This is a genomic window from Paenibacillus kribbensis, assembly GCF_001705305.1.
Lineage (GTDB): Bacteria > Bacillota > Bacilli > Paenibacillales > Paenibacillaceae > Paenibacillus > Paenibacillus kribbensis_B.
This window is the reverse complement of sequence record NZ_MCBP01000006.1, coordinates 78,322-94,430: the sequence shown is the minus strand read 5'-3', so window position 1 is coordinate 94,430 and position 16,109 is coordinate 78,322. Positions and strand designations below refer to the sequence as shown.

Sequence of the window (16,109 nt, the reverse complement as noted above, 5' to 3'; positions counted from 1 at the left end):
TAGCGTCATCAATATGATACCATATTTTAAAAGTGGGGATATCTATGAAAAAACGTATGTTAATTGTTTTGCTGTTGGCCTTGTCGGCCAGCTCTTTTTCAGGGTCCTATGTTCAAGCAGAGGGGCAGCAACTGGCTTCCAATGCAAGTGTGAAATTAACACTGAGTCAAGCACAGCAATGGGCGCAATCCAATAGCTTTGGCTTGAAGGAAGCCCAGCAAACGATAGATCGAAACCGAATTAACCTGAAAAATGCAGGCAAGAATCTGGATTTCATTCCAGCAGGGACAGGCAACGGTGAACAGGATGCTGCTAGTAGCTCAGCATGGAAGGGATATGCCTCATCGACGGTTACTTATCTGGAATCCAAGAGGCAAATCGAACTTGCCCGAGATCAGACAGACTACACTACAATGAAGAATTATTATGATGTGCTTCTGGCTGATAACAAAGTGAAGAATAGTGAGGACGCACTTTCGCTTGCACTATTGGAGGAAAAAGCTGCTGAGGCGAAGGCCAGCCGCGGGAAAATTTCCCCAGGTGATCAAAGCACCATTATTCAGACTCGTATAGAAGCACAAAAGAATGTAGAGATTGCAAAAGCTGCATTGCAAAAAGCAATGGACTTACTAAATACGCAAATGGGGCAACCGCAAGGAACGGTGTATGAACTGGTTGATCGGCCCGTTTACCAAAAAATGGATAAAACGAATTTGGATACACTTGTGACGCGTGCAATCTCGGCGAGCCCTTCGGTATGGAAACAGGAAGAGGCTGTCAAGCTGGCGAAGATGGAAATTAAATATTACACGTGGAACTCAGGAACCGATGATTATGAAATTAAACAGATAGATGTAGATTCAGCGGAAGGCGGACTTAAAAATACCAAGGACCAACTGGCAGAAACATTGAAGAGCATCTACTTTAATCTACAGCAAAATGATGAACAATACGAACAAATGCAAAGTAATCTGCAGAACGCTAATAAAGTGTTGGACATATCTCGTAAAAAAAAGGCGCGGGGATTTGCGACAGGTGCAGAGGTCGCCACTAATCAATTAAAAGTGAAGCAAATTGAACGGAATATGGATGAACTGATTGTTCAAATGACACAGCTGCAACATGCTTTGAACAAGCCGTGGAGCGTATAAGATTTAGAAAAAATATATTTTAAGGGGATATTACATTGCCAGAAACAGAAAAGAAAGATGCATTGCAGGTCGTAAGAAAGAGAAGAAGGCTGAAAAGAATCATAGCCATTCTTGTCCTGATCATTTTAGCGGGGATTGGCAGTATTGTATATATGAAAAGAAGCCAGGAAAAGCCCGTGGAGGGTCCTGCGAACCAAATCGTACAGGTAGAGAAAACCAATATAACCGAGTCGCTTACAGTTGTCGGGACCGTTCAGGCTTCCAAGGAAGTCAATATTAATTTTACAAATGTCGAGGGTGCCAAGCTCATCGCTGTCAATGTCAAAGCAGGAGAGAGTGTCAAGGCGGGTCAGGTTCTAGCCCGTTTAGATGATTCAGATGCCAGATTGCAAATTAAAAACGCCCAGTCTAATGTGGCGATTGCTAGGGCCAAGCTGGAGGAAGCCAAGCGTGGACCGAAGCCCAGTGATATTGAGCTCCAGAAAGCAAATGTCTTAAAGGCACAGATGGCGATCAAAACAGCCAAGGACGGGATGGAATTAGAGGAAGCCGCTGCACAAAAAGTGGCAGCCAAGGTGACTTTGGATAAAGCCCAGAAGGATTATGATGATCAGGCTTATCTGGTTCAGAATGATGCGGCTGCAGAAAGTGACCTCGCGACGGCCAAGCAAAATCTGGATAAGGCAAAATTGGATATGAGTAATGCTGAGCTGCAGTACAAGAAGGTACAGACCAAACAAAATCAGGCGATTGAGGATGCTGAAATGGGCTATAAAACAGCTTTAATACAATTAAAGGCTGCACAGTCCCCACCTGAAGCCTCCAACATTCAATCTGCACAGGCTTCTTTACAACAGGCAGAAACGGAATTGGAGCAGAAGAAAAGTATCCTGAACAAATTACAGGTTACGGCACCGTGGGATGGCATTATTTTGAAGGTCAACGGTGATGTGGGTACCAGTCCTACCGCACCTTTTATCGTAATGAACAACTCCAATACAGGAGTTATGAAGGTTAGCGCCAAGGTTAACGAAAGTGATATCGCTAAATTGAAGACCGGACTTCAGGCTACGATGCACACCAATTCATTCCCGGACAAACAATTTAAAGGCGAAGTCCTCTTTGTTTCTCCAGAGCCGGTTGTGGATTCCAATGTGACTACATACAAAATTGAATTGTCTTTGGATAGTCAAAAAATAAGGCTGCAACCAGGGATGAATATAGATGTATCACTTCTGTTGGCTGAGCGCAAAGATGCGCTGTCTGTGCCATTGCTCGCATTGAGATCCGAAGGTGGAGTGGATGGCGTATATGTAGCGAAGAACGCCGCAAATCCGGCAGATTATGAGTTTAGACCGGTGAAACTGGGGGTCTATACAGCGGATCAGGCCGAAATCAAGTCCGGTGTCAAGGAAGGCGAAACCATTGTTATTCCTCCTCAGAACGGGAGTGCTGACCCGAATGCCAGTGGAGGGGGACAGGCACAATGAGCGAAACCCAATCCAATAAAACTGTTATCGAAATTAAAGAGCTGAAAAAAATGTATGAGGTAGGCGGTCAGGAGATTCAGGCTCTGCGCAGCGTGGATTTATCCATTAGTGAAGGTGAGTTTGTTGCAATCATGGGACCCTCTGGATCGGGCAAATCTACCATGATGAATGTCATTGGTTGCCTTGATCATCCGGATACCGGGAAGTACTATCTGGATGGATATTCCATATTGGATGCTCGTGAGAACGAGCTATCGGAGATTCGAAATCAGAAACTGGGTTTTGTGTTTCAGAAATTTTATCTGCTTCCACGTACTACAGCGTTAGCCAATGTGGAGCTGCCTATGATGTATGCAGGTGTACCTGCCAAGGAACGCCGGGAAAGAGCCATAGAGACGCTACGGAGCGTAGGTCTTGCAGAACGGATGTACAACAAGCCTAACGAGCTGTCTGGCGGTCAACAGCAGCGTGTCTCTATTGCCCGAGCATTGGTAAATAATCCAGTTATTCTGCTGGCGGATGAGCCTACGGGCGCACTGGACACGAAGACGAGCACCGAGATTATGGAATTGTTTCAAGGGTTGAATGAGCAGGGAAAAACCATCGTCCTGGTTACCCATGAGCTGGAAATTGCTGAATATGCCAAACGATTGATCAGCTTTCGGGATGGTAATATTGAACGCGATGAACGTATTACGAATAGACGAATTTCATCAAGGATGGTAAGCCTATGAATTTGATGGAAACGATCCGGGTGTCAATGAATAGCTTAACAACCAACAAGCTGCGCTCGTTTTTAACGATACTCGGTATTATTATCGGAGTGGCAGCAGTTATTGCCATTATGGCGATCGGAAACGGCTCCAAGGCCAGTATTAAGGAGGAAATCAATAAATTAGGGAATAACGTGCTTATGGTTGCTCCAGCCATGCCGATGACCGAGGAAGAAGTCAATTGGGACAACTTGCCCTCATTTACGTGGAATGATGTCAAGGCATTGGAACAAAAGAGTTCGATTGCGGCATTGATGCCCCGTATTTCAAGCAGTTCAAAAGCTGTATGGGGTCGATATAACTATAATGCAACCATTGTAGGGACATCCGCTTCATTTTATAGAGTCAAAAAGTTTTCCTTTGCCGAGGGGAGAACATTTACTAACGATGAGATGGATAAACGTATGAATGTTGCTATTCTGGAAAGCAAAGCGGTTGTACGTCTTTTTGGTGGAGATACCAAAAACGTGATCGGACGAACGGTTCAAATTAAACAGCTTCCTTTCAAGGTGATCGGAGTATTGAATTCTCAGCCAGCTACGAATTTAAGCTACAGTACGAATGACCAAATTTACATCCCTGCTACAACCATGATGAACCGTCTGGGTGAGAAAAGCATTACCGGCTTGGATGTGTCGGCCAAGTCACCAGCTTTGATGAAACAGGCTCGTTCAGACATATTGGAAAGCTTGCGTATGACGCATCAGCTAAAACCCTCGGAACCGGATCAATTTGAAGTGATGAGTCAGTCCGAAGCAGCAGGTGCAGCTTCCGGTGTAGATAATATCATGACCAGCTTGCTGGGAGGTGTAGCCGCGATATCGCTCGTGGTGGGGGGAATTGGAATTATGAATATTATGATGGTGTCAGTTATAGAGCGCACGAAAGAAATCGGTATTCGGAAAGCGATTGGTGCCAAGCCGAGAGATATTATGATTCAATTCCTGTCTGAAGCGGTCATCTTTGGTCTGCTGGGAGGTATGCTCGGGGTTGTTACAGGCATAGGAGCCTCCAAAATAATCGAAGCAACGGCACATATGACCATTGAATTTACGATCTCGCCTATCCTATATTCGTTTCTTAGCTCTGCAGGCACCGGCATCCTGTTTGGGGTATATCCGGCTTATAAGGCAGCAAGATTGAAGCCTATAGATGCATTGAGATACGAATAATTTTATTGGCAAGTGGCAGCAAAATGAACCGCAACCAGCTGTCTATATTCGGGGGAACATACACAATGGAAAAAAGCTATACGCATAATAGGACAAGAGCACATCGTATGAGGAGGAATCGAAGGAGATTATTAATTATCATTGTTATTTGTGTTGTCCTAATTATTATAAAACTCTTTGACATTTTCAGTAGTAAACAACAGCCAGTAAAAAGGATCGAATTTGCAGAAAAAACTAATTCAGTATCAAGCGACGAATTTAATATCGAATCTAAGGAGAGGGCCTCTCCACTACAATATAATACTGACGTTGAAGATGCAGCATTTGTTGAAAAGTACTTGAATCAGCAAATGCAAGGCCAGAGGCCCGAGGGGATCGACGGTAAAAAGGTTGTCTATTTATCTTTTGATGATGGTCCATCCTTAACTGTAACGCCTAAAATATTGGATGTTTTGAAAGAAGAAAATGTGAAAGCAACATTTTTTTTGGTAGGAAAAGCAGCGGAAGAAAATGAGGGGGCTAAACATATAATAAAAAGAATGGTTAAGGAAGGACATGCTATAGGAAATCATACCTACTCACATGACTATAGTTATTTATATCCTAATCAGAGTGTGAACTCGAACATTTTTATGAACGATATTGAAAAAACAAATCAAATTTTAAAGCAGATTCTGGGGCAGGATTTTTCTACAAGAGTGATTCGATTTCCAGGCGGTCATATGACGTGGCAGAGAAAAGATCCCAATGGTATGGTAGTGCTAGACAAAGCTCTACAGGATAAGGATTACCATCAGGTCGACTGGAATGTATTACCTAAAGACGCAGAAGGTGCAACGAAGAATGCCGAAGAATTAATACGTGAATTCAAGCGGAGCATGGGAACCAGAGAAAAAGCAGTGGTACTCATGCATGACACTTACGGGAAAGAAGAAACAGCCAAAGCCTTGCCTGAAATCATTGCATATTTGAAAAAACAGGGATATGAATTTAAGACTATAAAGTAGCTAACCAATCGAAACAGAAAGGACAAGCAATAATATGGATATTAAAGATCTGGAGGATCTATATTTATCTTGTAAACCAGAGCTCTTTGGCTATCTTTTGAGAATACTGCATAACAAACAGGATGCCGAAGATTTGTTGCATGAAAGTTTTATTCGGTTAATAAGAGCTTCTCCTGACTTGCCCCAAGATCGTATCCGATTTTATCTTTTGAGAATTGCCAAAAATCTGGCTATAGATTTAATAAGAAAACGAAAACGGATTGGGGAATACACTTCACATAGGGAAATGCTCTACTATCGCTGGGATATCCTCGATTTTGAAATCCAAGAGGAAGTCAGTCGAATTCTTTTGATGGTGAGTAATGCCGAGCAAAGGAATGTACTTGAATTGCGTCTAGTTCAAGGGTACTCCATAAAAGAAACAGCTCGAATTTTAAACAAGAGTGAAGGTTCTGTGAAGTCATCGCTGTACAGAGCTTCAAAACGTATTAAATTAAGATATATTTCCTGAGCTGATTTGGACGAACCCAAACTGCACAATAAGTAAAAAAAAGCTGCCGTAATAAATTAGGCAGCTTTTTTACTCGATGTTTAATGAATGATCTCCCTCTCTTTTCAATAAAACCTTGTATCTCAAGCTTTTGAATTGCACGAACGGCAGCTGTTTATACTGTATTAAAGATGTTTTTATAATCGATCTTGGTATTGATATGTGGCTAAGCTTCTTGACAGTCTGTTTATATTGAGGTTATCATAGATATATAATATCTGTAATTAAAAATAGAGGGAGAAAAAAATTATATTGAAAGTATTTGAAGCACTCATACAAAAAGGAGATCGAGTCTATGTGTAGCGAACCTTTCACCCATCACGGAAACCCGGAAGCTTATAATGATAAGTTGGATTTTGTCGCCAAGCTGGAAGGTGGTGCCCTCTCCTTGCTGCAGCCTCAACGTGGAGAGCGAATCCTGGACGTGGGCAGCGGGAATGGAGATTTGACCGCCATGATGGCAGCCGCCGGAGCGATTACCACAGGTATTGATCTGTCTGAGGAGATGATGAGACGGGCCAGACAAAAGTACCCTGAACTACATTTTCAGGTAGAAAATGCTTGTCATTACCGAACGGCTATCCCCTTTGACGCTGTGTTTTCCAATGCAGCTTTGCACTGGATTAAGGATGCTGAGGCTGTCGCCCGATCCATCTGGCTGGCCCTTCGGGAGGAAGGACGATTCGTAGCCGAATTCGCAGGCAGCGGCAATGTCGCTGTGCTGACTACTGCTATACAACGGGAGCTGGAGGCACATGGTTATGCGTGGGAGGGACGGAATCCGTGGTATTTTCCTACCATTGGCGAATACGCCAGCTTGCTCGAGCAGATTGGATTCCGTGTTACATTGGCTCAGCACTTCGATAGGCCTACCCCGCTCAAGGGGGATGCAGGGATTCGAAACTGGCTTGACGGGTTCGCCGATTATTTTTTCCCGGACGTCACATCCACAGACAAAGCGATGATCTACCGCGCCATCGAGGCAAAGGTTAAGCCGCATCTGGAGCAGGGAGGACAATGGACAGTCGACACAAGTCGATTGCGTATCGTCGCCATCAAGAAAACCGCTTAGAGAGAGCAGAGAAGCGGTGAGGAAATTCAAACACCTTCAAGAGCATCCTACCGTGTCGTAAGATATGGAGATGCCTTGGAGGTGTTTTTCGTTAGCTATTCAATTGTATTCAATTGAGATCTCCCCGAGATGGTGAGCTATTGTAAACATTCTCATTGGATTCTTAAGTTTGGTAAGTGATTTCGTTAAGAATAGATGATAGGAGAGGTTAGTTTCCTTTGTTATTATTAAATTGTAAGGTATTGAAGGGTATAGGCCTACTCCGTTGAGATTACCTGCAGTTATATAAGAGCAAAGCGTAGACATTTAAGAATAAAATGTAACCGCTTTATTAAGCGCTTTCAAAATGATTTTGCTTACGTGAAATTTCGTTTGCTGACACCTAGGTTATGACTGTTTTTTCAGGAGGGAGACACTATGGACAATCGCAAACTCGCCGAGGATATTATCCAGTATGTTGGCGGTAAAGAAAATATTAGTCATCTGGAGCATTGCGTTACCCGTTTAAGATTTACGCTGAAAGATAATGCCACTGCCCAAACGGACAAAATTAAAAATCTGGACGGGGTGATGACAGCGATCATCAGCGGCGGACAATATCAGGTCGTCATTGGAAACAAAGTAAAAGACGTTTATTCAGAAGTCATGAATCTGTTGGGCACTCATTTTACGGTCGAAGAATCCAAAACAGCGGGATCGGAAAAGAAAAAAAATGCGTTTAATCGTCTTATTGATGTGATCGTCGGTATTATTTCACCAATTATTGGGGTCATGGCCTCATCGGGGATTATTAAGGGCTTCCTCGCTCTTTTTACCGCTTTAAACTGGCTTGCGCAGACAGATGGCACCTACATCTTACTAAATGCACTTGGAGATAGCTTGTTTTATTTTCTTCCGATTTTGATTGGGTTCTCTGCAGGCAAAAAGTTTGGTGCCAACCCGTTCATTACGGCTGTACTTGGAGCAGCACTGGTATATCCCAACATTGTTACGGCTTATAATGCCGGGAGTAGTCTAAACTTTGTAGGTATTCCCGTCGTCCTGGCCAATTATACATCGTCATTATTTCCGATTATTTTTGCAGCTTGGATGGCCGCGAAAATTGAAAAGTGGTTTGAACGAAAACTACCTTCTTCACTCAAAATGATATTTGTTCCGCTGTTCACTATTCTCATTACGGGAATACTGGCATTCCTGATCGTGGGTCCTTTACTGTCAGCATTCAGTGATGGTCTTGCAAAGGTCACCATGGCTATCTACAATCTTAGCCCTGTTGTAGCAGGCATAATCCTGGGCGGATTTTGGCAGATCATCGTCATTTTCGGTCTTCATTACGCCTTTATACCGGTCCTGATTAATAATATCACTACACTGCATTATGATCCCGTAAACGCGATTTTGAACGTTACTGTTCTAGCGCAAGTCGGAGCAGCATTGGGTGTTTTTCTTAAAGCCAAAAGCAAAAAAGTTCGCAGCATCGCTGGGCCTGCCGCTTTATCAGCTGCCATGGGCGTCACGGAACCAGCGATATACGGTATTTCCTTGCCCATGAAAAAGCCTTTTGTGATGGCGGGAATAGCGGGAGCCATGGGCGGAGGTATAACAGCAGCTATGGGAGCCAAGATGTATGGCTTCGGAGGCTCGGGGATGTTTGCGGCTCCGCTGTTTATCAATCCAAAAGGAATTGATGTGAGCTTCTACGCCTTCTTGATCTCTAGTGCGACAGCTTTGGTGGTCGCTACCATACTGACTTATTTGTTTGGTTACAAAAACCAGCCAGAGCCGGCGGCAGATAAAGTAGACGAGCCTGTACAGGTGAGTTCCAGCAAAAGTGATTTGCACATTAGTGATACGAAGACAGTTTACAATCCTATTCAAGGTATGCTTATTCCGCTATCTGAAGTCAAAGACGAGGCCTTTTCGAGCGGCGCAATGGGTAAAGGTTTTGCGATCATTCCGAGAGACAACAGAGTATACGCTCCCTTCGACGGGACCATTGTAACAGTCGCCAATTCCAAACATGCTTTGGCGCTTTTATCCACGGACGGTGTGGAGCTGCTCATTCATATCGGAATCAATACGGTCAAACTAAAAGGTGCTCCGTTTGATATTAAAGTGAAGGAAAATGATATGGTCAAAAAGGGGCAGTTATTGGTAGAAGTAGATTTTGCCATGATTGTTGAGAGCAACTATGATGTCACTACACCGATCATCGTCACCAATAGCTTTGATCATCAAGTCATTGAACTCCAGACTACTGAAAACCAAGAAGTTCAAACTGGAGATCCAGTTCTTGGCATTCAATAAAATGAGCATGTCTCCAGAGGCTTGACTGGCTAGCTTGCTGCCAGCCAGTCAGCTATCTGTATTTTTTACGGTAATCGCTGGGGGTTTGACCGAAAAAGGAAGTGAACTTTTTATAGAAAAAGCCGAGATTGTTATAACCGACTTCATTAGCCACTTCGTTAACCGTCAATGAAGTGTTCGTTAGAAGCATGGCTGCGCTTGTTAATCGCTGGATTTGAATCATTTCCTTAAATGTTCTGCCTGTGGCCTTCCTTAGATAAGCACTCAAATAGTTGGGGTGGAAGTTGAAATGCTTAGCTGTAGCAGCTAATGTTGCTTCCTTGTAATGATCTTCGAGATACTTCAAAATTTCAATCAGATTGGTTCGGGAAGGATTTTCAATGTATTGTTTTTCCTGATTCCCTTGGAATGTCTGCAAAAGCTTGCTAAACATGATAACCATATAGGAATCGATGATTTCCTTGGAGTACATGTTGGGATCAAATGATTCGCACATCAGATTCTCCATGGTTTCTTTAAAAGAGATTTCGTTACCGGTATGAAAAATAATATAGCGGTTGTGGTCCTGAATCTGGGAAACCGCATTGATAATGAATTGGGAAATGATTCCCGTGCTTGCCAGCCTGCTTAAAAAAGAAGTTGTAAAATAAGGCTTGAGCATAATGAAATTTATAATTATATCTTCCTCTGTTGTTTCTAAAATGGTGTGGGGCACATTGGTATCGAGCATACAAAGATCACCTTCTTGAAGGGTGATATGCTGCCCATTAATTAGCTGCTTACACTGACCGGCATAAACATAATTAATCTCCACGTAGCTGTGAATGTGAACGGGAATTTTGGAGTATCTGGAATGCTGGCGAATCGACATTTGATTGATTTGTAATTTGTTAAATGCATTTTCCGGAAATTTCGAATTCCGTTGACTGTGAAGCGAGTCATTATCGAATTCAAATAGGTACACTGGCTCTTCGGATACACTAGTCGTTGTTCTCATTTTTTCGTACATTTGAAGTCCACTATCGGGGTTCTCTTTATGTCGGAGTTCGCTTTCCGACATTTCCATAAGACGTTGCCTGAGCTCTTCACGATACATGTTTGATTCACCTCTGCAGCTATCACTATAGAAGATTAAGTTTAGTAAGTCAAATCCTTAAGTTAAGAAGATATTAAAGTCAAGGCTACCTTTGTTATCATAAAATTGAACTCAAGATCATCTTGAAAATAAACAGACAGTACTTAGATGATAAATCAAATTGATGGGATGGGTGTGTTATGAAAAGGCTGACTGATGTCTTGGAAAATAAGCAGGACAATTATATTTTTCCGCTGTTTTGGATTCATGGTGAAGAAGAAAAGATTCTTAGAGAAGCCGTAGGTAAAGTTCAGGATGCCGGCATTCAGGCTTTGTGTGTGGAGTCCAGACCACATCCGGATTTTGTTGGCGAACTTTGGTGGAGAGATATGGATATCATCATGGATGAGGCTCGCAACCGGGGCATGAAGGTATGGCTCCTGGATGATTCTCATTTTCCTACAGGTTATGCCAACGGTAAAATCGTTTCTGACTATCCGCAGCATGCCAAAAAATATTTGAAAATTCACCAGTTGGATTTTGTGGGCCCTCTGAAGGACTCCTCTTTTCTGGTGAAATGGGGCAGCCCTGGTAATCGGATGAGTCTTGATTTGAAACCAGTCCCGATTCAAGATGAAATTTTGGGGATCGTTGCTGCTCGCCGAACTGGAGAGAACAGCGTAGATCCTTTAACTCTGCAGGATGTGACCTCTTTTGAGAAAAACGGAGTTTTGTATTGGGACATACCGGAAGGGGACTGGCGGATATTCATTATGCTGCAGACAGTGCATGGGGGAGAACCCCATACGGATGGATATTTAAACCCGCTAGATCCGGAAGCGGTAAAAGTATTGATTGAGGAGGTATATGAACCTCATTACCAGCATTATAAACATGATTTTGGAAAAACGTTCGCCGGCTTTTTTTCGGATGAGCCGCGTTTTGGAAATATGCATGGCGCGTTTGGGTCCATCGGCAGAGCCGAAATGGTTTTCCCCTGGAAAGAAGGACTTCTCGAAAAATTTACACCTGAGGAGCGACTTCAGCTTCCGCTGCTGTCCACGGTAGAGGGACAAGGAACCGAGCACTCGATTCGCTATAAATATATGGATATGATCAGCCGTATGTACGGTGAGTCCTTTACTGGTACATTGGCGGTCTGGTGCCGTGAGCATGGTGTTGAATATATCGGTCATCTGATCGAAGACAACAATGCGCATGCTCGCCTTGGATGTGGAGCAGGACATTTCTTCAGAGCCATTTGGGAACAAGATATGTCCGGTATTGATGTGGTGTTAAATCAAATTATGCCCGGAATGGACAAAGGACCGTTCAAATCCATGACCGCTAAAGGATGGGACGGTGAGTTTTTCCATTATGGACTTGCCAAAATGGGCACATCCTTGGGGCACCTCGATCCCAAGAAAAACAACCGCACCCTGTGTGAAGTATACGGAGCCTATGGTTGGGCGGAAGGCATTAAGCTGATGAAATGGATAACGGATCATATGCTGGTCCGGGGCGTCACCCATTTTGTTCCTCATGCTTTTTCGCCGAAGGAATTTCCGGACCCCGATTGCCCGCCACATTTGGATGCGAGGGGACATAATCCGCAATATCGGTTCATGAGGGAGCTGTTCAATTACCTCAACCGTGTCAGCCACCTGTTGAATGAGGGGGAGCATATTGCTCCTGTAGGACTGCTTTATCATGCGGAAGCGGAGTGGCTTGGAGACTATATGCTATTCCAAAAGCCTGCCCGTGAGCTTATGCAGCATCAAATTGATTTTGATGTGATTCCTGTCGATCTGATTGTGGAGGCTGAACCCGAGGGAAATCAATACAAGATCAATGGGAAAGCATTCAGGGTTCTCGTCATCCCCTATGCGGAAGCTTTACCACAAACACTGCTGACGCAAGTCAAGACACTTACGGATGCCGGCATCCCGGTCTATTTTATTGACGGATTGCCCGTGCGTAATGAGTACGGAGAAGCGGTAGATCCTCTGCTTCTGGCAGGAGCAGCTATTAAAAATTTAAGTGATTTTGCGGTCCAGCTCCAGAAAGAAGGAATTAGTGATATCCAGACATCGGAGTTTCAGCCTTATCTTCGTTACTATCACTACCGGCAAGAGGATGGAAATCTATATATGTTCTTCAATGAAGACCCTTACCGGATCATTGAGACAAAGGTAACTTTAAGCAATGGGAAGCAGGTTGCCGCTTACGATGGCTTTGATAACCGTCTGAAGTCCATTCCTCAAGCCTTGGAAAATGGAAAAAGGATTGTATCTCTCACGTTGCATCCATATGAGTCGATCGTGGTATTTGAAAGTGAAGAGGCTGTTGAAGCAAGCGGAGAAACAGTAAAAGAACTGGCCAACATCAGCGGCCCTTGGAACATTTCCTTTTCGACGGCCGAAGCTTATCCTCATTTTTCATCTCAAAATGTTCTGGGCTCTCTTCAGGATATCTCCAGATTGGAAGGGCGTGAACGATTCTCCGGAACAGTACGTTATGAGCTGTCGATCCATCTGGAAGAAGAAGTCGAAGACGTCCGAATCGACTTGGGTCGTGTATACGAGGTAGCCGAGGTAACAATCAACGGTCGATATCTGGGAGTGAAAATCTGTCCACCTTATATCTTTGAAGTTGGAGATGCACTGCGTAAGGGGAAGAATGAAATCATTATTGAAGTCACTAACAACCTCGGCAAGCAGGAGCAGGATTTCTTGTCCCAATACATGATTCAGGAGCCGACAGGGCTGCTTGGACCGGTACGTTTATTGAAATCATGTTTAGCAGAGTAGACACCAGGGAAAACAATAGTTTCGGTGTTAAATAAAGGCGGTGAAATGAATACGCCTAATTGAAGAGCTTAGCATGTAAGATTCAGGCAGCCGATCATTCGGCTGCTTTTATAATGCCCATCTTGTGAAAATAAATTAGGGTTCAGAGGATAAGAACTTATATTGATCAAAAAAAATTTGACATGTAATGCGTTACACAAATTACAGTGTAATTGTAGAACAAACAACAATCATCTCATTAAACATCATTCGTTTAAACAGGGGAGACAGCATACTAATGGATAGAGATACTCAAAAAATTGTGTTTATCGATATTGACGGAACACTTGTCGGTGATGATGGCATGGTGCCTGAATCGGCACAGAATGCCTGCAAAATAGCACGCGAGAACGGTCATCTGCTTTATCTGTGTACAGGCCGTTCAAAAGCTGAAATCTACGATGCCATTTGGGATATCGGATTTGATGGTCTTATTGGAGCAGGAGGGGGATATGTAGAGTCCGGGAACGAGATTCTTTATCATAAAAAAGTCACGCCTGAGGATGTTAGGCAGATGGTGGATTTCTTTAATATACATGGAATTGATTTTTATCTGGAATCCAATTCAGCGCTCTATGCTAGCCATAATTTAAGACCTCATTTGGAGAGACGGATCTATGGGGATGTGGAGAACGACCCTGTGGCTAGAGAAAAAATGGAGCGTTCCCCTCATCCATTTATCGCGGGTTTGACTTATGGAGAGACTGATTTGTATAAAGACGATGTCAATAAGGTTTGCTTTCTGGAAAGTGCTGTACCCTTTGAACGCATCAAGGAAGAATTCCAGGGGAAATTTGAGGTCATCCAGTGCACCGTTCCGATCTTTGGTAAGGACAGCGGGGAAATGATGATCCCTGGCATCCACAAGGCAATCGCCATTGCAGATTTGCTGAATCATTTGAGCCTGCCCCAGGAACAGACGATTGCCATTGGGGACGGAATGAACGATGCCGAGATGCTCGAATATTGCGCTGTAGGTATTGCTATGGGCAATGCAAAGCCGGGTTTGATAGAAATTGCAAATGATATTACTGGCAGCGTTGAGGAAGATGGATTGTATAAAAGCTTTGTAAAATACGGTTTGATATCTGAATAAATTAACGGTGTTTTGCCACCGTGCAGGCGATGATTATGCAGTCAATTATGATACAATCGAGCGTGGAAGTGAATGGGATTTGTTAGTTGAACGCATATTTTATTCCATGAAGCTTGGGGACCTGTCCTCAAGCTTTTTTAGTATCAATGTCCATATGTCCAATAAAAAGAGCAAAAGCAGTTCCGGCTCGTTCGTGTATGATATATTGTCAAAGCATAAAAGATTCATCTTATAGAGATACTAATCAATATGAAATCAGCGATCCGATTAGAAAAACCATGAATACTTGGGATTCATATTATTCTTGCAAATTACATTTAGATTACATATAATACACATGAACAAGTGCTCATATATTGATATAAATAGTGGATTATTAGAATCTTATAGAAGAGAGGCGTAGGTAGATGAGTAAGAAAAGCCACACATACAACCATAATAATGAACATGGTTGCAACCAGCATGATCAACACAATCATTCTAAAGACAGTAAGCATTCACATGCTCACGGGCATGGACACTCCCATAGCCACGGGCATTCTCATGGACATGGAGCGAACAAAAATGCTTTGAAGCTATCATTCTTTTTAATTGCTGGTTATATGATCATTGAGTTTATTGGTGGATTACTGACTAACAGCCTGGCACTGTTATCTGATGCGGGACATATGTTGAGTGATGCGGGTGCATTGGGGTTAAGCTATCTGGCGATGACCTGGGGACAACGGCAAGCGAGCAAGTCAAAGACGTTTGGATACAAACGATTTGAAGTACTGGCCGCTTTTATTAATGGCTTAGCGCTTGCCCTGATATCGATTTATATTTTCTGGGAAGCTTTCGAACGGCTTTCTAACCCACCGGGAATCATGACTTCAGGAATGTTGACAATCGCAGTTATTGGCTTGCTGGTCAATATAGCTGCTGCTTTTATCCTCATGAGAGGAGATACATCTGAAAATCTCAATATTCGCAGTGCTTTTCTACACGTACTAGGGGATTTACTAGGCTCTGTAGGTGCAATTGTGGCTGCATTGTTGATTATGTTCTTTGGCTGGAATTTGGCTGATCCGATTGCCAGTATATTGGTGGCGATTCTGGTGATCATCAGTGCTTATCGGGTGACTCGGGACTCCATACATATTCTGATGGAAGGTACGCCGCTGAATATGAGCACAGATCAAATTAAGCAATCCCTGCTTGAGCTTGAGCATGTGGTTGAAGTGCACGATCTCCATGTATGGGCGTTATCATCGGATGTTCCGTTGCTGAGTTGTCATATCATCATTCAAGATCCAATGTACAACAGTGTTGTATTGGAACGGGCACAGAAGTTGTTGAAAGAGCAATACGAGATCAAGCATATTACAATACAGATTGATAGACCGGGAATCCAGTGTCATATTGAACATCACTAACAAGAAGTCCAGAAGAGATCTACGTGACGTAGGTCTCTTCTGCTATATTAAAAGACTAAATCAGGTCAATGTACCTCTGATCATTCATGAGGTAATGAAGAAAAAAGCGAAATCCATTTTGTGCAAACCCGGCGTCCATTATCGGTTAACAA

The 16,109-nt window shown here is 43.2% G+C and carries 12 protein-coding genes; 11 read left to right on the top strand and 1 reads right to left on the bottom strand.

Translation table 11 applies throughout. From position 1 onward, the window contains the following. Positions 1–44 precede the first annotated feature (44 nt). The 8 genes from BAZ21_RS13290 to BAZ21_RS13255 all read left to right on the top strand — a co-directional run bounded on the left by BAZ21_RS13290 (position 45) and on the right by BAZ21_RS13255 (position 9,522). The gene (locus tag BAZ21_RS13290; protein WP_068501212.1) at positions 45–1,151 is read left to right on the top strand and encodes a TolC family protein; all 1,107 of its coding nucleotides are present in this window, start codon (positions 45–47) and stop codon (positions 1,149–1,151) included. A gap of 35 nt (positions 1,152–1,186) precedes the next feature. Continuing rightward, entirely contained in the window at positions 1,187–2,641 is a 1,455-nt protein-coding gene (locus tag BAZ21_RS13285; protein WP_068501210.1) for an efflux RND transporter periplasmic adaptor subunit, read from the top strand. Then, entirely contained in the window at positions 2,638–3,375 is a 738-nt protein-coding gene (locus tag BAZ21_RS13280) for an ABC transporter ATP-binding protein (protein WP_068501207.1), read from the top strand. Before BAZ21_RS13285 ends, BAZ21_RS13280 begins: the two co-directional genes overlap by 4 nt. Continuing rightward, entirely contained in the window at positions 3,372–4,586 is a 1,215-nt protein-coding gene (locus BAZ21_RS13275) for an ABC transporter permease (protein WP_068501204.1), read from the top strand. Before BAZ21_RS13280 ends, BAZ21_RS13275 begins: the two co-directional genes overlap by 4 nt. Before the next feature lie 65 nt (positions 4,587–4,651). Next, on the top strand, positions 4,652–5,593 hold the full coding sequence (locus BAZ21_RS13270) for a polysaccharide deacetylase family protein (protein WP_068501200.1): 942 nt from the start codon (positions 4,652–4,654) through the stop codon (positions 5,591–5,593). A gap of 34 nt (positions 5,594–5,627) precedes the next feature. Beyond that, positions 5,628–6,104, top strand: coding sequence for an RNA polymerase sigma factor (locus tag BAZ21_RS13265; RefSeq protein ID WP_068501196.1), 477 nt, complete (start codon positions 5,628–5,630; stop codon positions 6,102–6,104). A 334-nt stretch (positions 6,105–6,438) separates the two neighbouring features. Next, positions 6,439–7,215 (top strand): class I SAM-dependent methyltransferase, encoded by a 777-nt coding sequence (locus BAZ21_RS13260; protein WP_068501193.1) that lies wholly within the window; start codon positions 6,439–6,441, stop codon positions 7,213–7,215. Between the two features lie 417 nt (positions 7,216–7,632). Then, the gene (locus BAZ21_RS13255) at positions 7,633–9,522 is read left to right on the top strand and encodes a beta-glucoside-specific PTS transporter subunit IIABC (RefSeq protein ID WP_068501190.1); all 1,890 of its coding nucleotides are present in this window, start codon (positions 7,633–7,635) and stop codon (positions 9,520–9,522) included. A 52-nt stretch (positions 9,523–9,574) separates the two neighbouring features. On the opposite strand, the gene BAZ21_RS13250 is transcribed toward BAZ21_RS13255, so the two are convergent. Continuing rightward, positions 9,575–10,618, bottom strand: a complete 1,044-nt coding sequence (locus BAZ21_RS13250) for an AraC family transcriptional regulator (RefSeq protein ID WP_068501185.1) — start codon at positions 10,616–10,618, stop codon at positions 9,575–9,577. Positions 10,619–10,797: 179 nt separating this feature from the next. Here BAZ21_RS13250 and BAZ21_RS13245 point away from each other — a divergent pair, with 179 nt between their 5' ends. The 3 genes from BAZ21_RS13245 (at position 10,798) to BAZ21_RS13235 (ending at position 15,957) form a co-directional block, all read left to right on the top strand. Beyond that, a complete protein-coding gene (locus BAZ21_RS13245) occupies positions 10,798–13,407 on the top strand; it encodes a glycosylhydrolase-like jelly roll fold domain-containing protein (protein WP_068501181.1) in 2,610 nt (869 codons plus the stop codon). Between the two features lie 277 nt (positions 13,408–13,684). Then, complete coding sequence (locus BAZ21_RS13240) at positions 13,685–14,542, top strand: Cof-type HAD-IIB family hydrolase (protein ID WP_068501178.1); 858 nt, start codon at positions 13,685–13,687, stop codon at positions 14,540–14,542. A 407-nt stretch (positions 14,543–14,949) separates the two neighbouring features. Further along, positions 14,950–15,957, top strand: coding sequence for a cation diffusion facilitator family transporter (locus BAZ21_RS13235; protein ID WP_068501175.1), 1,008 nt, complete (start codon positions 14,950–14,952; stop codon positions 15,955–15,957). Positions 15,958–16,109 lie beyond the last annotated feature (152 nt).

Coding starts and splice junctions, on each gene's coding strand:
- BAZ21_RS13265 (WP_068501196.1), top strand. CDS start 5,628: ATGGATATTAAAGATCTGGAGGATCTATATTTATCTTGTAAACCAGAG.
- BAZ21_RS13260 (WP_068501193.1), top strand. CDS start 6,439: ATGTGTAGCGAACCTTTCACCCATCACGGAAACCCGGAAGCTTATAAT.
- BAZ21_RS13290 (WP_068501212.1), top strand. CDS start 45: ATGAAAAAACGTATGTTAATTGTTTTGCTGTTGGCCTTGTCGGCCAGC.
- BAZ21_RS13250 (WP_068501185.1), bottom strand. CDS start 10,618: ATGTATCGTGAAGAGCTCAGGCAACGTCTTATGGAAATGTCGGAAAGC.
- BAZ21_RS13240 (WP_068501178.1), top strand. CDS start 13,685: ATGGATAGAGATACTCAAAAAATTGTGTTTATCGATATTGACGGAACA.
- BAZ21_RS13235 (WP_068501175.1), top strand. CDS start 14,950: ATGAGTAAGAAAAGCCACACATACAACCATAATAATGAACATGGTTGC.
- BAZ21_RS13255 (WP_068501190.1), top strand. CDS start 7,633: ATGGACAATCGCAAACTCGCCGAGGATATTATCCAGTATGTTGGCGGT.
- BAZ21_RS13245 (WP_068501181.1), top strand. CDS start 10,798: ATGAAAAGGCTGACTGATGTCTTGGAAAATAAGCAGGACAATTATATT.
- BAZ21_RS13270 (WP_068501200.1), top strand. CDS start 4,652: ATGGAAAAAAGCTATACGCATAATAGGACAAGAGCACATCGTATGAGG.
- BAZ21_RS13280 (WP_068501207.1), top strand. CDS start 2,638: ATGAGCGAAACCCAATCCAATAAAACTGTTATCGAAATTAAAGAGCTG.
- BAZ21_RS13275 (WP_068501204.1), top strand. CDS start 3,372: ATGAATTTGATGGAAACGATCCGGGTGTCAATGAATAGCTTAACAACC.